This window comes from Micromonospora maris AB-18-032 (genome assembly GCF_000204155.1).
GTDB lineage: Bacteria > Actinomycetota > Actinomycetes > Mycobacteriales > Micromonosporaceae > Micromonospora > Micromonospora gifhornensis.
The window spans coordinates 3,100,227-3,120,318 of record NC_015434.1; the positions used below are offsets into that span (position 1 = coordinate 3,100,227).

Consider the following 20,092-nt stretch of genomic DNA (forward strand, 5'->3'; position numbering starts at 1 on the left):
AAGGACCATCGTGAGTACGACCGCGGAATCCATTAAGACACCGACGTACGGCAACTGGCGTCGCCCCCGCAAGGCCGGGTTGGGCTCGCTGGGCCTGGTCGGGACCGTCGGCCTGTTCGGTGGGCTGGTGATGGTCCTGATCTCCTCGATGGTCTCCCTGAACACCGCACTGGTGGTCGGGCTCCCGTTCGCGTTGATGCTGGCGCCGCTGGCGATCCGTACCGCCGACGGCCGCAACGTCTACAACATGGCCGCCGTCCGGATCGGTTGGCTGCGCCGCAAGTCGCTGGGGCGGCACCTGTACGCCTCCGGACCGCTGTCGGCACGCCCGGGTGGCCGCTTCCGCCCGCCGGGACTGCTGAGCCGGGTGACCATGCTGGAGGGGCGCGACCCCTACGACCGCCCGTTCGGGGTGCTCTACCACCGCCACCGCAACCAGTACACGGTCGTACTCGCCTGCGAGCCCGACGGTGGGTCGCTCGTCGACCCCGACCAGGTCGACACCTGGGTGGCGTTGTGGGGCGAGTGGCTGTCCCGGCTGGCGCACGAGCCCGGGCTGCGTGGCGCCGCGGTGGTGGTGGAGACCGCCCCGGATCCCGGTACCCGGTTGGCCACCGAGGTGCTGGGTCGCATCTCACCGGACGCGCCGCCCGCCGCCCGCGCCGTCATGGAGGAGGTGGTGGCCAGCTACCCGGCCGCGTCGTCGGAGATGAACACCTTCCTCACCCTCACCTACTCGGCACCCGGCGGCGCCCGACGGGACCACGACACGATGGTGGCCGATCTGGCGCTGCGCCTACCGGGTGTCCTGGGCGGGCTGGTCGCGGCCGGCGGCGGCTCGGCGGAACCGCTGTCCGCCGAACGGATCGCCGAGGTCGTCCGGGTCGCGTACGACCCGGCCGTCGCCGCCGAGGTGCTCGACGTACGCGCCCAGCACGGCCACACCGGCCTGGAGTGGGCCGACGCCGGGCCGGCGGCGACCGTCGAGACGGTGAGCCACTACCAGCACGATTCCGGAGTCTCCCGCAGTTGGCTGCTGACCCTGGCCCCGCGCGGCACGGTGCGCTCCGGCGTGCTGCGCAGCCTGCTGGACCCCGCACTGGGTATCCGCCGCAAACGGGTCGCCCTGGTCTACCGGCCGATCGACCCGGCGACCTCGGCGAAGATCGTCGAGTCGGACCGCCGGTCCGCCCAGTTCATGGCCAATTCGACCCGAGGCCTGGTCCGGGCCCGGGCGATCTCCGAGATCGAGGCCGCCGAGCAGACCGCGGCGGAGGAGGCCTCCGGGGCGGGTCTGGTCGAGTTCTCGATGCTGGTGACGCTCACCGTCGACTCGGTCGCCGAGATCCGCGACGCGGAGGTGACCATGCGCAACCTGCTCGGTGCCACCCGGATCGCGATGCGTCCGGCCGACCGGATGCAGGCAGCCGCGTTCTCCTGCGCTCTGCCGGTCGGCATCCTGCCCTGGGAGCAGACGATGGTCCCGCACGAGTTGAAGGAGGCGCTGTGAGCTCCGGCGCCCTGTTCCGCCTCGGTGCGGGCTGGCCACGCGGCGCGTCCGGGGCCCGTACCGCCATGTCCGACCTGGTGGTGCCGGCGGCCGCGGACCAGGACCGGGAACCCGACGAGGGCGGCAGGGTGTCAGCGCGGTCGCTGCGCCGGCAGCGGCGGCGACAGGCGCAGCAGGACGCCGCCGAGCAGCGCTACCTGCGACGCCTGGCCCGGGCCAACCGGGAGGACAGCGTCCCGCACCGTGGCTCGTACGCCCTGGGTGGCGGTCGGGTGGCGGCGGTGGACCCGCCCACCATGTGGCGGGCCACCACCGTGCAGGCCTGCGGGCTCTGGCCGTTCGCCTCCGGTTCCGGTGCCCCGATGACCGGGATCCCGCTCGGGCAGCACATCCACACCGGGGCCACGGTCTGCGGTGACCCGCTCAACTGGTTCACCCGGGCCCGGTACATCTCCAACCCGTCGCTGTTCATGCTCGGCATGCCCGGCCTCGGCAAGTCGACACTGATCAACCGGATGCTGATCGGGCTGAGTGCCCAGGGCGTGGTGCCGCTGGTGCTCGGTGACCTCAAACCCGACTACGCCGACACCGTCCGCGCCCTCGGTGGACAGGTCATCTCCATCGCCCGAGGGGTCGGTGGACTGAACATCCTGGACCCGGGCGCGATGGGCGCGGCCGCGGCGAAGATCGGGGGACAGGCGGGTAACGCCCTGGCGGCCGAAACCCACGGTCGGGTCCTCAACATGGTCGCGGCACTGCTCACCATCGTCCGGGGCGGCCCGATCAGCGACCACGAGCAGTCGGTGCTCTCCGCCTGCCTGCGGCACCTGCGCGAACGTACCCCCCAGGGGCGGACGTTCCGGCTGCCGCAACTGCTCGCGGTGCTGGAGGAGGGGCCGCCCCGGGTCCGGCAGGTCACCCTCGACCGGGGCCAGGAGTCCCGCTACCGCGACGCCGTCGATCCCCTGCACCGTTCGTTGCTCGGCATCCTCGACGGCCCGCTCGGCGACACCTTCGCCGCCGAGACCTCCACCCGCATCGACCCGGACGCCACCGCCGTCTGCATCGACATCTCCCGCATCGGTGAGGCCGACGGGCAGTTGACCGCCGCCGCGATGCTCGCCGCCTGGTCCGACGGGCTGGGCACGGTGGCCGCCTCGCACGCCCTGGCCGACGCGGGACTGGCCCCCCGCCGCTGGTTCTTCACCGTGCTCGACGAACTGTGGCGTCCGTTGCGGGCCGCCTCCGGCATCGTCGACCGCATCGACGCGCTGACCCGGCTCAACCGGTCACTCGGCCTCGCCGACGCGAAGATCACCCACACCCTCAAGGACGCCGAGGCGCTCGGCAGCGAGGCCGACAAGGCCAAGGCCCGGGGCTTCGTCGAACGGGCCGGCATGGTGGCCTGCGCCGGCCTGCCCCGGGCCGAGATGGAGGAACTGGGCCGGGTGGTGGGGCTGTCCCGACGCGAGATCGACCTGGTCTCGTCCTGGTCCTCGCCGCCGGGCTGGGCGCAGGACGGCGGCAACGAGGAGCCGCCCGGCCGGGGCCGGTTCCTGATCAAGGTCGGTGGTCGTCCGGGCATCCCGATCCGGGTCGCGATCACCGACACCGAACGCCACCTGCACGACACCAACACCCGCTGGATCGCCAACGGCGATGCCGACCGACTCCTGGCCGAACGGGCCGCCGCGGTGCGCGCGGTGACCGGTGGCGACCTGATCGCCGGCGACCCGGACGGCTGGCGGCACGATGGGCCGGGGCGACGATGAGCCGGCAGGACGGAATCGGCGGCGACTGGCTGCCGTGGCTGATTCCCGGCTTCGCGCTGGTCAACCTGGTGGTCTTCGTGCCCTTGTGGCTCGGCGGAACCCTCGCCGCCCTGCTCACCGGGCACGGCTGGCAGCCGCCGCCGTTCACCCTTCAGGTGTACGTCCGCCTGGTCAGCGGCGCCACTCAGGAGCTCTGGCCCGGCGTACCGTCGTATCTGGTCTATGGCGGGGCCGTCGCGCTGGTCCTGGCCGGCGCGGCCCCGCTGGCCCTGCTCGTGCGGGGGTTCGTCCGTCGTCGCCGCGAGCCCCGCAGCCTGGCCCGCCCCCGCGAGCTCAGCGCCATGACGGGCAAGGGGCTGGAAGCTCGCGCCCGCGACCTGCGCCCCGGCCTCAAGGACGTCGCCCGGCTGCACCCCGACGACACCGGCAACCTGCTCGGTGACCTCGTGCCCGCCGGCCCGGAGCTGCGCTCCTCCTACGAGGACGTCGAACTCGACCTGATGGCGCCCCGGGCCGGCAAGTCCACAGGCATCGCCATCCCGCGGGTGCTGCGGGCACCCGGGCCGGTGCTGCTGACGTCGAACAAGTCCGACGTGTTCACCGTCACCCGGCAGGAGCGGACCAGGGTCGGCCGGGTGTGGACCTTCGACCCGCAGGGCATCGCGTACACCGAGCGCGACATGTGGTGGGACATGCTCAGCGGCTGCGACACCATCGAGGGCGCGCGCCGGCTGGCCGGGCACTTCGTCAGCTCCGTCAACGACGACTCGTCGAAGAAGGACTTCTGGATCGCCGCGGCGCAGAACACGCTGACCGCGCTCTTCCTCGCCGCGTCCCGCAGCGGCGCGACGGTCAACGACCTGCTGGCCTGGCTCGCCGACCCGGCCGACCGTACCCCGGTCGACCTGCTGCGCGACGTCGGCATGACCGCCATGGCCGATCAGTTGCAGGGCACCGTACGCGGCGCCGTCGAGACCCGCGACGGCATCTACGAGACCGCCAGGCAGTGCGTGGCCTGCCTGCTCGACCCGGAGATCCTGGCCTGGGTCAGCCCCGATCCGTACCGTCCGCAGTTCATCCCGGAGCAGCACGTCCTCGGCCGGGACACCCTCTACCTGCTCTCCAAGGACGGTGGTGGCTCGGCGGCCGGGGTGATCGCCGGGCTGGCCGACTCCGTGATCCGGGCCGGGGTGGTCGCCGCCGAACGGATGGGCGGACGACTGGACCCGCCGATGACCGCCATCCTCGACGAGGCGGCGAACGTGTGCCGCATCTCCGATCTGCCCGACCTCTACAGCCACCTCGGCTCACGCGGGATCAGCGTGGTGACCCTGCTGCAGAGCTACCGGCAGGGGGTACGGGTCTGGGGCGAGGCGGGCATGGACGCGCTGTGGAGCGCCGCCACCGTCAAACTGCTCGGCGCCGGGCTCGACGACGCCGACTTCGTGGACAAGGTGGCCCGCCTGGTCGGCCAGCACGACGTGCGTACCCCCAGCTACTCCCGGTCCAAGGACGGCTCGTCGCGGTCGGTGTCCTACCGGCAGGAGCAGGTGCTGCCGGCGGACAAGATCCGCGCCCTGCCCAAGGGCACCGCCCTGCTGCTGGCCACCGGCGTACGCCCGGCGTTGATCCGGCTGCGCCCCTGGTTCCGGGAGCCCAACGCGGGACCGATCGCCGCGGCGGCCAAGGCCGAGGTGCAGGCCATCACCGACCGTGCCGCGGCGAGCTGGAGCCGCCGCGAGTCCCGCCAGGTCGGCTGAGCGCCATGGCGTTGCGCAAGGCCCAGGCGGCCCGGCAGGCCGGCAGCTCGGTCTTCAAACTCGACGCCTCGCAGCTGCTCTGGCTGGTCGTCTCGGTGGTCGGACTGTTCCCGCTGATCGTCCTGGCGCTGCTGGCCCTGATCGTCCTGCTCGTCATCTTCGCGATGGCCGGCGGCTCGCAGCTGACCTCGGCCTCGTCGGATCCGTCGGACACCGGCGGCCAGACGTCCCGCCTCAACGCGCTCATCGAACTGTCCGGCGGTGACGGCCGCGGCACCTTCGACCCGACGAAGGTGCCGGATGAGGACCTGGTCGCACCGATCCGGGCCGCCGCCAAGGAGTGCGACCTACTCACCCCGGTGATCCTCGCGGCGCAGATCGACTACGCCTCCGGCTTCGACGCCGACAAGGAGGGCCCGCAGGGCCGCAAGGGACTCTCCCAGCTGGCCCCCGAGGTGTTCGACGAGTTCGGTGCGGACGACGACGACAGCGGTGAGGCCTCCGTGCTCGACGCCGAGGACTCGATCCACGCGCACGCCCGCTACTTCTGCCACCTGGCCGAGCGGACCGAGCAGCTGCGCAAGGACAAGAAGGTGGTCGGCGACCACCTCAGCCTGACCCTGATGGCCTGGGACATCGGTCTGGAAACCGTCGAGGCCCAGGGCGGTATGCCGGTGCTGGCCCTGGGCGCGTACCCGTTCCAGGTGCGTGGGCTCTTCGCGAAGTACACCACCACCGGCGACGAGGAACCCGACTCGGACACCGCCCCCGGCGACCCGGACCAGGAGCCGGAGCCCGACGACGACAGCACCACCGCTCCGCCCGGGCCGGACGGCACCGACACCGACGAAACCGCGGTGCTCAGCGAGGCGCAGTTCACCGCGATGTTCCCCCACCGGAACTCCTTCTACACCTACGCCGGGCTGACCGACGCGATGGCCAAGTTCCCCGCCTTCGCCGGCACCGGCGACGAGCAGACCCGCAAGCGGGAGCTGGCCGCCTTCCTGGCCAACATCAACCACGAGTCCGGTGGCCTGGTGCACGTGGAGGAGATCAACCAGGCCGCCTGGGGCAACTACTGCGACGCCGGCCAGCCCTACGGCTGCCCGGCCGGGCAGACCGCGTACCACGGGCGCGGACCGATCCAGCTGAGCTGGAACACCAACTACAAGGCCGCCGGCGACGCGCTCGGCCTGGACCTGCTCCACCAGCCGGACCTGGTACGCGACGACCCGTCGGTCGCCTGGCAGACCGCGCTGTGGTTCTGGATGACCCAGACCGGCGCGGGCCGGATGACCGCGCACTCCGCGATCACCGGCGGCGGCGGGTTCGGCGAGACCATCCGCACCATCAACGGCGCCCTGGAGTGCGGTGGCGGCAATCCCGCCCAGGTGCAGGCCCGCGTGGAGGCGTACCAGCGGTTCGCCGCCGACCTTGGCGTCGACCCCGGTGACGAGAGCACCCTGCGGTGCTAGGACGACAGGGAGGACAGTCATGACCCAGGTGGGTCCGGTCGTCGAGGAGACCGACGAGGAAGGCAAGCCCTTCTTCATCCTCTACCTCGACGCCGCGGAGTACGAGGAAGAGCTGCGCCGGCTGTCGTACTGGGTGGCGAACCTGCTGCTGCCGGTCTACGGCGGGGAGGTCAGCTCCTCGTCGCCCTGGTGCCCCCGCTGGTGGGAACACCCGGAGGCGATCGCCTACCTGCACGGGCTCTGGCTCGCCTGGCAGGAACGCACCGGTCCGCAGGCGAACGGCTCCGACCCGGCCACGTGGCATCAGAGTCACCTCTGGCCGACCATGGACGCCCTACGCAGCCCCAACGGTCCGTTCGCCGGCTGCAAACCCGGGTCACACCGTTCGAAGGAGCGGCCGCAGGTCGACGGCGACGCCCCGCACTCCTGGTGAACCGGTCACCGGGACGCGTACGTCGTACGGCACCGCCCGGCGGCGTCCCGGTGACCGATTCCCACCGTGACCAGGAACACGTCACGTGTCGGTCTGCTGACCGTTAATCCACGCGAGTTTCGTCGCTGGTGCGGGTTAATCTGCGCTGCGGGTTAGCGCCCAACGGTCATGCCCGCCATCGCCGGCTGGTGCCGCCAGCGACGCCCAACGGGCACTTTCGATTCAGGAGACCTCGTGACACAGCAATCGGTCGCGGCGTCGCAGCCTGTTCCGACCTCGGACAAGCTCGACGCTGCGGTTCTCAAGGTGGCGGGCGTCGTCGTGCTCGGCGCGATCATGTCGATTCTCGACGTGACGGTGGTCGGCGTCGCCCTGCCGACCTTCCAGAGCGAGTTCGACGCCTCGTACGCCCGCGTCGCCTGGACGATGACCGGCTACACCCTCGCGCTGGCCACGGTGATCCCGCTCAGCGGGTGGGCCGCCGACCGGTTCGGCACGAAACGCCTCTACATGATGGCCCTGGCGCTGTTCACCATCGGCTCCGGGCTCTGCGCCACCGCCGACACCATCGGCCAGTTGATCGCGTACCGGGTATTGCAGGGTCTCGGCGGCGGAATGCTCATGCCGCTCGGCATGACGATCATGACCCGGGCGGCCGGGCCGCACCGGATCGGCCGGTTGATGGCGGTGCTCGGCATCCCGATGCTGCTCGGCCCGATCGGTGGCCCGATCCTCGGCGGCTGGCTGATCGACGTGGCGAGCTGGCACTGGATCTTCCTGATCAACCTGCCGATCGGCCTGGTGGCGCTGGCGTACGCGCAGAAGGCCCTGCCGAAGGACAATCCCGAGCCCTCGGAGTCGTTCGACTTCCTCGGCATGCTGATGCTCTCGCCGGGACTCGCCCTGTTCCTCTACGGCGTCTCGACGCTGCCCGAGACCGGCACCTTCGCCGACACCGGGGTGTGGCTGCCCATGCTGATCGGTGCGGCCCTGGTGGTGGCGTTCGTCATCTACTCGTTCCGCCCCCGGCACCCGCTGCTGGATCTGCGGTTGTTCCGCAACCGTCGACTGACCGTGGCCGCGGTCACGATGTTCGTGTTCATCATCGCCTTCATGGGCGCCGGGCTGCTGTTCCCCAGCTACTTCCTCCAGGTCCGGGGTGAGTCGACCCTGGCCGCCGGTCTGCTGATCGCGCCGCAGGGCATCGGCGCGATGTTGACCATGCCGATCGCCGGCATGCTCGCCGACAAGGTGCCGGTCGGCCGGACGGTGCCGTTCGCGCTGTTGCTGATCATCGCCGGGTTCGCCACCTTCACCCAGATCGACGCGAACACCTCGTACGTGCTGATCTGCGGCTCGCTGTTCGTGATGGGCCTGGGCATGGGTGGCACCATGATGCCGATCATGACGTCGGCGCTGCGGACGTTGACCGGGCACGAGGTGGCCCGCGGCTCCACCCTGGTGAACATCCTCCAGCAGATCGGCGGTTCCATCGGCGCCGCGGTGATGTCGGTGATCCTCACCAACGAGTTGAACAACTCCCGTCCGATCCCGGGCGTGACCGACCCGAACGGCAACCCGATCACCGAGACCGGCCTGGCCATCGCGGCGCAGCAGCAACCGGAGCTGCTCCAGCAGTTCCCGGTCGAGCCGTCGCTGATCGAGCGCGGGTTGGACTTCGCCGCCGACGCCTTCGCCACCACCTTCTGGGTGGCGTTCGGGCTTGTCGTGTTGACGCTCATCCCGGCGGCGTTCCTGCCCCGGCGGCGCGAACGCTCCCACCTGCTCGACGACCAGTCCGGCGACCAGCCGAAGGCACCGGTCGTCATCCACTGATCACCTTCAGCGAAGGGGCCGCCGGAGTGTTCCGGCGGCCCCTTCGGCGTTTCGCGCTGAGGCCGTCTCCGGCCCACTGTCAACCCCTCCCGGCACCCGCCAAACTCAAGATTCGGTCAACCAGGCAGGAGATGGGCCAGCGAGGACGGTCGACGCCGATACGTTGCTCCCCACACTTGCACAAGCAGAAGGAGGGAAGAATGCGGCGCACTCGACAACGCATCGCTCTTCTCGCAGTACCCGTTCTGGTGGGAAGCGTCCTGCTGGCGGGCCAGCCGGCGGTCGCGGAGCCCGCGGCGACGCCGGCTGCCGACGCCGAGCGCTCCCACCTGGAACACGCGGACCACGCTGACGTGGTGCGCGTCCACCTGACCGGCTCCGACATGCTGGACGAGGTGGCGGCCGCCGGCTTCGACCTGGAACACGGCCTGACGCGGGTGCCGGACGGGATCGAGGCCGAGGTGGTGGCGACGCCCGAGCAGGTCGCCGAACTCGAGGCGATGGGCGTCCGGATCCTGGCCGAGGGCGAGGGTTTCACCTGGAGCGATGAGGCTGACGGCGGCTTCGCAGCCGACGCCGGCGCGCGGGTCGCCGCGAGGTCCGCTGCGGCGACCGACAGCACCGCGGCGACGAGCACGTCGACCTACAGCCACCAGGCGACGGTACGCATCGCCCGCGCCGACTGGTTCACCACCAAGGGCCAGGGCTTCCTCTACGTCGAGGCGCGCACCACCGAGGGTGCGCAGACCAACCCGATCATCGGCATGCAGGTGGAGAACGACTCCGGGCCGGGCACCGACTTCGCCCTCGCCCGGACGATGAGCCGCTTCATCGACTCCGGCCAGTACATGTTCCACCGGAACCTGTTCAAGCTGGACACCCGGCCGAGCAAGATCCGGGTCACCAGCTCCACCGGTGGCGTCGCGGTCGGCCCGGTGTCCGACTGGTTGGAGGACGGCGAGCCGCCGCTGACCGACAAGCCGGGCTACAAGTGGAACCTGGTCGACGGCTACAAGCACCCGCAGCAGCTGCACGACCGGATCGAGGAGATCGCTCGGGAGAACCCGAAGATCGCCGAGATCGTGTACCTGCCGTACAAGACGAACGGCTACCAGCGGAAGGCGCAGGCCACCATCGGTGGTACCGGTCAGTCCGCGGTCGTCGTCACCTCCGCGGCCTGGGGCCACGAGGGCGGCAACGACATCACTGTCGAGTTCGTCGACCGGCCCGGCGCCAACCTGCCGCTGTCCGTAGAGGTCAACGGCAAGGCCGTACGGGTCCTGCTCGCCAAGGACTCCTCCGGTGCGCTGGCCAGCACCGCCGCTCAGGTGGCGACGGCCCTGAAGACCCAGTCCAACGGGCTGATCGACCGCTCGCACCCGTACCGCACGAACGCCGGCACCGGCATCGTGCAGCCGACGGCTCCGGTGGCGCTGACCGACTTCCTCGACCAGAAGCGCGTCGGTGCCCCCGAGGGCGACGTGCCGCGTGGCCCGAACACCGTTCGTGTCCTGCGGATCGGCAAGCACCGGGACGGCAAGAAGCCCGGCGTGCTGATCCAGGCGCAGGACCACGCCCGCGAGTGGGTGCCGGCGACGACCACCCTGGAGACCGCGGAGCGGCTTGTCGCCAACTACAAGACCGACAAGGAGACCAAGAAGATCGTCGACAACACCGACATCTTCCTGATCCCGAGCAACAACCCCGACGGGGCGAACTACAGCTTCTACAACAACGCCTCGCAGCGTCGTAACCTGACCAACCACTGCGCGGACGACAACGCCGACCCGGGTCGCCGCAACAACTGGGGCGTCGACCTGAACCGCAACTACCGGGTGGGTTCCGCGCAGGACGGTTACTCGGGTGGTTCGTTCAGCTGCACCAGCGACACGTACCAGGGTCCGGAGAAGCTGTCGGAGCCGGAGGCGAAGAACATCGTCTGGCTCGCCGAGACGTACTCGAACATCAAGTTCTTCATGTCGGTGCACTCCAACGGCGGCCAGCTGTTCTGGCAGCCGGGCTCCTACAAGGCCGACGGGCGGGTCACCACCCCCCGTCCGCCGCTGGGTGACGAGATGTTCTACTGGCAGGCCGCCTCCCGCATCCTGTCCCAGGTGAAGGCGTACCGGGAGACCGTGGTCACGCCGCAGAACGTGGGTGGCTCGTCCGACGTGCTCTACTCGTCGGCCGGCAACGTCCGCGAGGACCTGTACCACACCTACGGCATCTTCTCCTTCGGCTGGGAGGTCGGTGGCTCGGTATACAACCCGGCGACCGGCAACTGGCAGGGCGGCTCGTTCCAGCCGCCGTGGGAGGGCAACCCCGAGCTGGTCAGCGGGCACGCCGAGACCATGGAGTACGCCAACGGCATCATGGAGATGTTCCGGATCGCGGCGGAGTGGGGCAAGGACAAGAAGGCTCCCACCTCCACGCTGGTGCCGGGTGCCGGCCGGTTCTCCGGCCCGGTCGACGTGCGGTTCGAGGTCAGCGAGCCGGCGACCATCTACTACACCATCGACGGCAGCCGCCCGACCCTCGACTCGCCCCGCTACAAGGCGACCGAGTTCCGGGAGCCGGGCGAGGTGTTCCACGTGACCGAGACGACCACGTTCCACTGGTTCTCGGTCGACGCGGCGGGCAACATCGAGAAGAACTACGACCCGTCGAAGGCCGACAAGCGCAACAACTTCAACAAGGCCACGATCACCATCGGTGACGCGGAGCCGGAGAAGCCCAAGAAGCCCAAGAAGGACAAGAAGTAGTCCGCTGAGGTATGCCGGTGCCCCGTCGGTGCGAGCTTTCGCACCGGCGGGGCACTGCTCGTCGGCGAGGAAAAATTTCCTCGTCGGCTGTCGAATCCCGCCGGGCCCGTTCGACGTTCTGGTGAAGGCACCACAGATCGCCGATGAAGGAGACCCGCGCCATGCGTACGTTGATCGTCACCGAGTTCATGTCCCTCGACGGCGTGATCGACTCGCCGGGCGGTGGCAGCCACCCGCACGCCGGCTGGACGTTCAAGGATGTGCCGATGGACGAGGCCGTGTGGGAGATCAAGGCCCGCGAGGAGCAGGAGGCGGGCGCGTTGCTGATCGGTCGGGTCAGCTACGACGAGTTCGCGCCGGTCTGGCCGACCATGGAGGAGTTCGCCGAGTACAACGCGATGCCGAAGTACGTGGTGTCGACCACGCTCACCGACCCGCAGTGGCACAACACCACCGTGTTGCGGTCGCTCGACGAGGTCGCCGCGCTCAAGCAGGGCGACGGCGGCACGATCCTGGTGCACGGCAGCGCCACCCTCGCCCAGGGGCTCGCCGCCGCCGGCCTGGTCGACCGGTACCACCTGCTCATCTTTCCGCTGCTGCTCGGCGGTGGCCGGCGGCTGTTCGCCCCGGACGGGGCCGACAAGCAGCAGTTGACGCTTGTCGAGCACGCCACGTACGGCAACGGTGTGCAGTTGGCGGTCTACGACGTCAACCACTGATCCGTTCTCGTCGGCGCACCCCCGGACACGGGGGCCGGGGGCGCGCCGACGCGGTCAGTAGCCGTACCGGCTCTTGAGGTGGCGCCACCAGTCGCGCAACATCCAGGCGTCGAACTCGGTGATCGAGCTGGCGCTGCCGGCGCGCATCAGGAACCCTCCGACGCCCGACGGCGTCCAGTCGTAGAAGTCGTCGAGGCCGAACGTGTGCCCGATCTCGTGCAGCAGGATGTGCATGTTCTCGGCGTTGAGGTTCGACATGAAGTACTCGCGGCCCATCCGCTGGCCCCAGTCGCCACCGGCGCCGCCGCCGAACCCGTCGGTCAACCACAGTGACTGGTCGTAGTGGCGGGCCGCCCCACCCGGGCAGTTGGGGTACTGGCCGCCCTGGTTGAAGAACCGGCCGCACTCGGGGGCGCACTGCGGCGCGTTCTCCCGGATGTTGTTGACGTAGACGTCCACGGAGTTGTCGTTCCATTGCAACTGGTTGCGGTCGCGTACCGCCCAGCCGACGACCCGGATCGGCACGTCCCGGTACGGCCAGGCGTTGTGGCCGGCCATCACGTCCATCCACTTCTTGTACTGGCGGGCGAGGGTGGCGTGGATCTGGTCCCGTTGGGTCGCCGTGACCGGGGCGGAGGAGTCCCAGCGGACGCAGAAGTTGAGGTGGCCGCGGTTGGCCATCACCTGGTCCCAGCCGTAGTTGCGGAAGCCGTACAGGTTGCCGTTGTTGTAGGTCTGCTCCACGTGCTGCCACACCTGGTTCAGCGGCGACACCAGGTGGGCCGGCGGGTTCCAGCCGCTGGTCGGCGGCGGGTTCGTCGGTGGCGTCGTCGGCGCGGCGGTGGTGGGTGCGGGGGTGGTCGGCGTGGGTGTGCCAGGCCCGCTGGTGCAGGTCACCCCGTTGAGGGCGTACGAGGCCGGTGCCGGGTTGCTGTCGCGGAAGGAGCCGTTGAGGCCGAAGGTGGCACCCGCCCCGGTGGCCAGGACGCCGTTGTAGCTCACGTTTGTGGCGCTGACCTGGGTGCCGGTCTGGGTGACGGTGGCGTTCCACGCCTGGACGACGCGCTGCCCAGCGGGGTACGCCCAGGTCAGCTTCCACCCGTCGACCGGGTCACCGAGGTTGGTGATGGTGACGTCGGCACCGAAGCCGCCGGACCATTGACTGGTCACCCGGTAGTCGACCCGGCAGGCCACGGCGACGGCGGCCTGCGCTGCGGTGACCACGATCGCGCCCCCGCCGATGGTGGCCAGCGCGGAGACCATCGCCACCATGATCCGCGTGCCCGTTCTGAACGATCTCATGAGGCTCCTCCACTCGTCAGTCCCCTCAGCGATCGCCGACGCCCGAACACCAAGAGGTGATATAGATTGGCTTCTATACAAACTAAGGTGGCGCGGCGTGACGTAACAGTCGCCTCAACCTCCGTTTCGCGGGCACCGCCGTAATTCCCGGCACCTCTTGCCGAAAACCCTTTCGTCCGCAAAGCTGCCCACCCTCCACCCCGCCGCCCTCACACCCCACCCCTCGCCCACCCCTCGCCCACCCCCACCCCTGCCCCTGCCCCGCGCCCCGTCCGCGCCCCCCCGCGCCCCCCCCGCGCCCCCCGCGCGCCCTGCCCGCGCCCGATCTTGCGCTTTTGGTCGGGGCTTAACGGACCAAAAGCCGTATAGCGGCGACCGAAAGTGCAAGATCGTGGGGGTGGGGGTGGGGGTGGGGCGGGGAGGAGTGGGTGTGGACGGGTCGGGGTGAAAGGGGGAGGGGGGCGTCTCAGCTTTCTGTGCGAATCTCCTGACGGGCATTGCCGAAATCGCTTTCGGCGTTCATTGTCAGAGGTCAGGTGACGTCGGTGGTGGAGGGGGCCACCGCTTCCTTCGCCGCGCGTCGCGCGGGCACCTCCTGACGAGGAGAGCAGGGTGATCGAGAACAGCGGCCGTGCCTGGCCGGACAGGGAGCGACCAGCCCCGTCCGCCCTCGCACGCGGCAACGAAGCCGAACGGCCGGTCAGAGCTTCGGGCCGTTCGATCATGCGGGACGTCGCGGAACTGGCGGGCGTGTCGGCCCAGACGGTCTCCCGCGTCATCAACGGGCATCCGTACGTCGCCGACCACACCCGACAGCGCGTCCTGGACGCGATGCGCCGGCTCGACTACCGGTTGAATCCGGCCGCCCGCGCCCTGGTCACCCGCCGCTCCGGCACGCTCGGGATCGTCGGCTACGAGAGCCCGCTCTACGGACCCACCTCCATGCTGTACGCCATCGAGGGCGCGGCTCGGGCCGCGGGCTACTTCGTCAGCGTCGCCAGCCTGCGGCACCTGGATCGTCGATCGGTGTTCGAGGCGGTCGACTGGCTCCGCCGCCAGTCGGTCGAAGGGCTCATCGCCATCGCACCCAAGCCCGCCATGGCCGACGCCCTGGCCGAGGCGTCGTCCGGACTGCCGGCGGTGACCGTGGGTGGCGGCTGCACCGAGGCCGTGTCGAGTGCGCAGATCGACAACGTCGAAGGTGCCCGGCTCGCCACCCGACACCTGCTCAACCTGGGCCACACCACCGTTCACCACCTCGCTGGCCCACAGGACTGGCCGGAGGCGCGGGAGCGGGTCGCCGGCTGGCATGCCGCCCTGCGGGCCGCCGGGGCGCCGACGCCCGCCGTGGTGCCCGGTGACTGGAGCGCCGGTACCGGCTACGAGCAGGGCGAGCGGCTCGCCCGCGACCGCAGCGTCACGGCCATCTTCTGCGCCAGCGACCAACTCGCCCTCGGTGTGCTGCGGGCGCTGCACGAGGCCGGTCGGCGGGTACCGGGTGAGGTCAGCGTGGTCGGATTCGACGGCACCGCCGACGGGGCCCACTTCCTGCCCCCACTGACCTCGGTCCGGCAGGATTTCGCCGAGCTGGGCCGGCGCAGTCTGCGACTGCTGCTGGAGCAACTCGACCGGCCCGCGTCGGGCTCGCGGCCCCGCCGTGACGTACTGGTGCCGGAGCTGGTCATCCGCCGCAGCGCGGCGGCACCCTGCGACGACGACCACGCAGCCGCGGACCTGACCCTGTCCGGCCCGTCACGCGGCACCTGAGCCCTTCGCGTGGGCGCTCTCGAACCGCCATGCGGCCTCCGAGCATGGTGAGGGCGGTGCGGGACGCGCGCCGGTGGCGCCGCGGTACCAGGGTCAGTGGCGGGTGAGGGCCGGTCCGGTGGATTCGCGGACGACGAGGCGACCCTGCTGCCGGATCACCCCACCGGTGGCGTTGCCGTCCAGCGCCGCGATGAGGTGCTGGACCGCGGTCGCGCCGAGTTGTTCGAGGTTGAGGTCCACGGTGGTCAGTGGTGGGCGGCACTCCTCGGCGAAGAGTTCCCAGTTGTCGTAGCCGACGATCGCCACGTCGTCCGGGATCTGGCGACCGAGGTCGCGCAGCGTGTCCGCGACGCCGGCAGCCACCTGGTCGTTGCCGCAGAAGATCGCGTCCACGTCCGGCCGGGCGGCCAGCAGCAGACGTGCCGCGTGCCGACCCCAGCGTTGGGACCATTCGCCGAACAGCGGGTCGCCGGCCGGTACGAGACCGGCCTCGGTGAGGACCGTGCGCAGCCCGGCGGCCCGGTCGCGGGCGGCGCGGTAACTGTCCGGGCCGGTGATGTGCCCGATCCGGCGCCGACCGTGCGAGACCAGGTGTTCGGCGGCGAGCCGGGCCCCGCCCTCGTCGTCGGCGACGATCGACAGGTCGTTCGGGTCGGTGGACTGGGCGTACGCGTAGACCACCGGCACCGGGATGTGCTGGGTCACCGACGGGCTCACCTCGTTGCTGTCACCGACCACGATGAATCCGTCGACCTGGCGGGCCAGCAGGGTGCGGATGTAGTGCTGGCGGCGGATGGCGTCGCCGCGCGCGTCGCAGAGCAGCACGGACATCTGCCCGTTGCCGAGGGCGTTCTCGGCCCCGAGCAGGATGGACATGGCGAATCTGCCGCCCAGTTCGTCGGTGAGCAGCCCCACCGTACGGGTGCGACCGGAGATCAGCCCGGAGGCGAGCACGTTCGGTTGGAAGGACAGCTCGGCGGCGGCGCGCAGCACCCGTTCCCGGGTGGCCGAGGCGACCTCGGGGCGACCGTTGATGGCCTTGGACGCGGTGGCCATCGAGACACCAGCGTGGCGCGCCACATCACTCAGCGTCACTGATTGCGATCGTCGTCGGCCCACTCGAAAGCCTTTCGCAACAATTTCAGAAACCCGGCAGCCGTTGGCTAGCCCCACGATTCCGGCCAGCGTAGTGCGAAGACTGACACAAGCGGAAGTCCGGGGTGGGCCGAAAATCGGCCCCGGTTTTACCCGTACGACATCTTGCCGAAACCGTTTTCGTGAAGCACCCTATCGGCGGAACGTGATGGGTGCCACCTCGCCATGGCGGTGACTTCGGCGGTGGTGCGCGCAGAACCGCGTCGCGGGTCGGCTCGACCTGTCCGACGCCCGACCGTGATGTCACCGCCTTGCCCCATCCACCTGACGCGGCAACTCGACACTGCACACCTCGGCTGGCGGAGACCGCTCGGCGGTTTCGCGCCCGGTTGATGAACCCTAGGAGAGGACCATGAGCACATCCCTGGGCAGGCGGACTGCCCTACGATCGCTGGCGGGAGTCCTGGCCGCGACGCTCACCCTTGGCGTCGCGGCGTGTGGCAGCGACGAGCCGAGCGGCCCGAGCGCGGCCGACGCCGGTCCCACCGGCGTCGACGACGGCAGTGAGCTGACACTGTGGACCCGCGCGCCGCTGGAGAAGCAGGCGAAGCTGCTGGTCGACGCGTACAACGCCAGCCACCAGAACCAGGTCAAGCTCACCGTCGTACCCAACGACGACTACGTCGCCAAGGTCGGTGCGGCAGCGGGCTCCGATGGTCTGCCGGACCTCTTCGCCGCCGACATCGTCTACGTGCCGAACTGGGTGGAGCAGGGCCTCTTCCAGGACCTCAGCTCGAACATCAGCGGCCTGGACTTCAAGGACTCCATCAACAAGGGACACCTGTCGGCCGGCACCCGCGAGGGCAAGGAACACGTCCTGCCCTTCGTGCTGGACCTGTCGATGCTGTTCTGGAACAAGCAGCTGTTCACCGAGGCCGGACTCGACCCGGAGAAGGCCCCGGCGTCGCTTGAGGAGTACGCCGCCGCGGCCAAGGCGATCCAGGCGATGGGCAAGGACGGCGTCTACGGCACGGCGGCCGGGCTGAACTGCGGCGGCTGTCTGCTGTTCACCTGGTTCCCGTCGATCTGGGCCGGCGGCGGCCAGGTGCTCAGTGAGGACGGTACGGAGTCCAAGCTCGCCGACGAGACCGCGCAGCAGGTCTACCGCGTCTGGCACGACCTGTGGCGCTCGGGCGCGGTGCTGCCCGCCTCGGCCGGCGAGACCGGTCCTACCTGGACCGCTCCCTTCACCGAGGGCAAGGTCGGCCTGATGCTGTACCCGGCGACGCTGCTCTCCTCGACCCCGTTCGACGCCGGCGTCGCCGGCATCCCCGGCCCCAACGGCGGCGCCTCCACCTTCGTCGGCGGCGACGGCATCGGCATCTCGAAGGACTCGAAGAAGGCCGCCCAGGCCTGGAACTTCCTCAGCTGGATGATGTCCGAGCAGGCCCAGGTCGAGGTGCTGGCCAAGAACAAGGACGTGGTCTCCCGCGCCGACCTGGCCAACAACAAGTACGCCGCCGAGGACCCGCGCCTGGTCACCATCAACGAGGTCGCCGGCAAGGGCGGCACTCCGGTCGCGCTGAACTTCCAGCAGGCGTTCAACGCGCCGAACAGCCCGTGGCTGACCCTGGTGCGCAACCAGGTCCTCAACGGCAGCGGTGACCTGAAGAAGGACAACGACGAGATCACCGCCGTACTCAAGCAGTAGGTGAGCCCCGCAGGCGTGCGCCGTCCGACGACCGGTGTCAGGTCGGCACACGCCTGCGGGCGACCCGAACGCCTCGATGATCCCGCCACCGAACGAACGAGAGGTTTCCATGAGCGTCACCGCACCGTCTCGCCCGCCGGGTGCGGCGACCCGGCGTCGCACCCGGCCGCGCGGCCGCCAGGCCCTGCTCGGCTGGCTCTACGCGACCCCGACGGCGGTCTTCGTGGCGCTGTTGTTCGCCGTGCCGCTGCTGCTGGTCATCCGGATGTCGCTGTCGAAGTGGTCGCTGCTGCGCGGCGACCAGGGCATCAACGCCCCCGACAACTTCGTCAAGGCGGTCGACCACCGCTTCTTCACCGAGTCGGTGGTGTTCACCCTCAAGTACACCGCGCTCGCGACCGCCCTGCTGCTGGCACTCGGCCTGGGACTGGCCCTGCTCGTGCAGGAGTCCAGCCGCTGGAACAACCTGCTCCGCGCGTCGTTCCTGATCCCCAGCGCCCTCGGACTGGCCTCGGCGTCACTGCTGTTCTACGTGCTCTACTCGCCGTACGCGAGCCCGCTGGCGCCGGTGATGGACCGGTTGGGCCTCACCTTCCTCGGCTCGCCGACCGCGGCGCTGATCTCCACCACGTTTTTGATCGTCTGGCGCTACGCCGGGTTCTACATGGTGCTCATGCTCGTCGGCCTGCAGGGCATCCCGGCCGACGTGTACGAGGCTGCCCGCACCGACGGCGCCAGCCGCTGGCAGACCTTCCGGAAGGTCACCCTGCCGCTGCTGCGCCCCACGCTGGCGTTGACGACCGTGCTCTGCGTGACCGGCTCCCTGCTGGCCTTCGAACAGTTCTACATCCTGACCAAGGGCGGCCCGGACAACAGCACGATCACCGTGGTCCAACTGATCTACATGGTGGCGTTCCAGGGCCAGAACGACCTGGGGGTGGCGGCGGCCATCTCCGTCATCGTGCTGCTGGCCCTGATCCTGATCAACGCGCTGCAGATGCGCGCCTTCCGGTCCGAGGAGAGCTGACGCCGATGACCGTCGCATCCACCACCGAATCGGCCGTCACCGACGGACCCGCGCCGCCGACACCGTCGCGGCACGAGGGTCGGAAAAAGACCGAGGGCATGACCATCGCCGGCATCGCCCTGCGTACGCCGTACTGGGTGTTCACCGGGGCGGTCGCGCTGATCTTCCTGGCGCCACTGGTCTGGACGGCCGTCGCCTCGGTCTCCCCGCAGCCCGGCACGAACCAGGTGGACGGCTGGGGGTTCGGCAACTACCGCACGCTCGCCGCCTACCAGGCCGGCATCTGGCGCTACCTCGCCAACTCCGCGTTCGTCTCGCTGCTCACGGTCACCCTGACGCTGCTGATCTCCTTCCTCGGCGGTTACGCCTTCGCGCGGTTCCGCTTCCCCGGGAAGAACCTGCTCTTCCTGATCACGCTCGCCATCCTGATGGTCCCGTACGCGACCCTGCTGATCCCGCTCTACGTGCTGCTCAACCAGGTGGGGCTGCAGAACTCCCTGGTCGGCGTGGCTCTCGTGCTCACGATGTTCCAGCTGCCGTTCTCCACATTCCTGATGCGCATCTCCTTCGAAGCGGTGCCACGCGAACTCGACGAGGCCGCGATGGTCGACGGCTGCTCGTCGTTCGGCGCGCTGTGGCGGGTGCTGCTGCCCGCCGTCAAGCCGGGCCTGATCACCGTCGGGCTGTTCGGGTTCCTCGCCGCGTGGAACGACTTCATGGCCCCACTCATCCTGATCAACGACTCCGAGCGGATGACCCTCCCGCTCGCGGTGTCGAATCTGCGTGGCCAGGTCCAGGGTGTCGTCGACTACGGGGCGACCGAGGCGGGCGTCGTCGTGCTCGCCCTTCCGTGCATCGTCCTGTTCCTCCTGCTCCAACGACACTACGTGCGCGGCTTCATGTCCGGCGCGCTGAAAGGATGA

14 protein-coding genes are annotated in these 20,092 nt (G+C 70.0%); 12 read left to right on the plus strand and 2 right to left on the minus strand.

Going from position 1 to position 20,092, the window contains the following annotated elements; genetic code table 11:
* Positions 1-10: 10 nt before the first annotated feature.
* The 8 genes from VAB18032_RS13830 to VAB18032_RS13865 all read left to right on the plus strand — a co-directional run bounded on the left by VAB18032_RS13830 (position 11) and on the right by VAB18032_RS13865 (position 12,267).
* Positions 11-1,510: an SCO6880 family protein gene (locus VAB18032_RS13830; protein ID WP_013733471.1), complete on the plus strand. Its 1,500-nt coding sequence runs from the start codon at positions 11-13 to the stop codon at positions 1,508-1,510.
* Positions 1,507-3,282, plus strand: a complete 1,776-nt coding sequence (locus VAB18032_RS13835; protein WP_013733472.1) for an ATP/GTP-binding protein — start codon at positions 1,507-1,509, stop codon at positions 3,280-3,282. The genes VAB18032_RS13830 and VAB18032_RS13835 overlap by 4 nt, the downstream gene beginning before the upstream one ends.
* A complete protein-coding gene (locus VAB18032_RS13840) occupies positions 3,279-5,042 on the plus strand; it encodes a type IV secretory system conjugative DNA transfer family protein (RefSeq protein WP_013733473.1) in 1,764 nt (587 codons plus the stop codon). The genes VAB18032_RS13835 and VAB18032_RS13840 overlap by 4 nt, the downstream gene beginning before the upstream one ends.
* A gap of 5 nt (positions 5,043-5,047) precedes the next feature.
* On the plus strand, positions 5,048-6,517 hold the full coding sequence (locus VAB18032_RS13845) for a glycoside hydrolase family 19 protein (protein WP_013733474.1): 1,470 nt from the start codon (positions 5,048-5,050) through the stop codon (positions 6,515-6,517).
* 19 nt (positions 6,518-6,536) lie between these two features.
* A complete protein-coding gene (locus VAB18032_RS13850; RefSeq protein WP_013733475.1) occupies positions 6,537-6,950 on the plus strand; it encodes a DUF4913 domain-containing protein in 414 nt (137 codons plus the stop codon).
* A 234-nt stretch (positions 6,951-7,184) separates the two neighbouring features.
* Positions 7,185-8,786 (plus strand): DHA2 family efflux MFS transporter permease subunit, encoded by a 1,602-nt coding sequence (locus VAB18032_RS13855; protein WP_013733476.1) that lies wholly within the window; start codon positions 7,185-7,187, stop codon positions 8,784-8,786.
* Between the two features lie 200 nt (positions 8,787-8,986).
* Complete coding sequence (locus VAB18032_RS13860; RefSeq protein ID WP_148272272.1) at positions 8,987-11,548, plus strand: M14 family zinc carboxypeptidase; 2,562 nt, start codon at positions 8,987-8,989, stop codon at positions 11,546-11,548.
* Positions 11,549-11,709: 161 nt separating this feature from the next.
* Positions 11,710-12,267 carry a dihydrofolate reductase family protein gene (locus VAB18032_RS13865; RefSeq protein WP_013733478.1) on the plus strand — a complete coding sequence of 186 codons (558 nt, stop codon included), beginning with the start codon at positions 11,710-11,712 and terminating at the stop codon, positions 12,265-12,267.
* A 54-nt stretch (positions 12,268-12,321) separates the two neighbouring features.
* Here the strand turns inward: VAB18032_RS13865 and VAB18032_RS13870 are convergent, their stop codons facing one another.
* Positions 12,322-13,569, minus strand: coding sequence for a cellulose-binding domain-containing protein (locus VAB18032_RS13870; protein ID WP_013733479.1), 1,248 nt, complete (start codon positions 13,567-13,569; stop codon positions 12,322-12,324).
* A gap of 723 nt (positions 13,570-14,292) precedes the next feature.
* Between VAB18032_RS13870 and VAB18032_RS13875 the strand changes: the two genes are divergently transcribed.
* Positions 14,293-15,336: a LacI family DNA-binding transcriptional regulator gene (locus VAB18032_RS13875; RefSeq protein ID WP_050814736.1), complete on the plus strand. Its 1,044-nt coding sequence runs from the start codon at positions 14,293-14,295 to the stop codon at positions 15,334-15,336.
* Between the two features lie 93 nt (positions 15,337-15,429).
* Here VAB18032_RS13875 and VAB18032_RS13880 read toward each other — a convergent pair whose 3' ends face one another.
* Positions 15,430-16,455 carry a LacI family DNA-binding transcriptional regulator gene (locus tag VAB18032_RS13880; protein WP_043720656.1) on the minus strand — a complete coding sequence of 342 codons (1,026 nt, stop codon included), beginning with the start codon at positions 16,453-16,455 and terminating at the stop codon, positions 15,430-15,432.
* A 388-nt stretch (positions 16,456-16,843) separates the two neighbouring features.
* On the opposite strand from VAB18032_RS13880, the gene VAB18032_RS13885 reads away from it, so the two are divergent.
* The 3 genes from VAB18032_RS13885 (at position 16,844) to VAB18032_RS13895 (ending at position 20,092) form a co-directional block, all read left to right on the plus strand.
* Positions 16,844-18,142, plus strand: a complete 1,299-nt coding sequence (locus VAB18032_RS13885) for an ABC transporter substrate-binding protein (RefSeq protein ID WP_013733482.1) — start codon at positions 16,844-16,846, stop codon at positions 18,140-18,142.
* Positions 18,143-18,251: 109 nt separating this feature from the next.
* Positions 18,252-19,169: a carbohydrate ABC transporter permease gene (locus tag VAB18032_RS13890; RefSeq protein ID WP_013733483.1), complete on the plus strand. Its 918-nt coding sequence runs from the start codon at positions 18,252-18,254 to the stop codon at positions 19,167-19,169.
* A gap of 5 nt (positions 19,170-19,174) precedes the next feature.
* Positions 19,175-20,092, plus strand: coding sequence for a carbohydrate ABC transporter permease (locus VAB18032_RS13895; protein WP_013733484.1), 918 nt, complete (start codon positions 19,175-19,177; stop codon positions 20,090-20,092).

Bases quoted from the DNA above. Each gene is read 5' to 3' on its own strand.
- VAB18032_RS13840 (WP_013733473.1), top strand. From the start codon at position 3,279: ATGAGCCGGCAGGACGGAATCGGCGGCGACTGGCTGCCGTGGCTGATT.
- VAB18032_RS13845 (WP_013733474.1), top strand. From the start codon at position 5,048: ATGGCGTTGCGCAAGGCCCAGGCGGCCCGGCAGGCCGGCAGCTCGGTC.
- VAB18032_RS13850 (WP_013733475.1), top strand. From the start codon at position 6,537: ATGACCCAGGTGGGTCCGGTCGTCGAGGAGACCGACGAGGAAGGCAAG.
- VAB18032_RS13860 (WP_148272272.1), top strand. From the start codon at position 8,987: ATGCGGCGCACTCGACAACGCATCGCTCTTCTCGCAGTACCCGTTCTG.
- VAB18032_RS13865 (WP_013733478.1), top strand. From the start codon at position 11,710: ATGCGTACGTTGATCGTCACCGAGTTCATGTCCCTCGACGGCGTGATC.
- VAB18032_RS13870 (WP_013733479.1), bottom strand. From the start codon at position 13,569: ATGAGATCGTTCAGAACGGGCACGCGGATCATGGTGGCGATGGTCTCC.
- VAB18032_RS13875 (WP_050814736.1), top strand. From the start codon at position 14,293: ATGCGGGACGTCGCGGAACTGGCGGGCGTGTCGGCCCAGACGGTCTCC.
- VAB18032_RS13885 (WP_013733482.1), top strand. From the start codon at position 16,844: ATGAGCACATCCCTGGGCAGGCGGACTGCCCTACGATCGCTGGCGGGA.
- VAB18032_RS13890 (WP_013733483.1), top strand. From the start codon at position 18,252: ATGAGCGTCACCGCACCGTCTCGCCCGCCGGGTGCGGCGACCCGGCGT.
- VAB18032_RS13895 (WP_013733484.1), top strand. From the start codon at position 19,175: ATGACCGTCGCATCCACCACCGAATCGGCCGTCACCGACGGACCCGCG.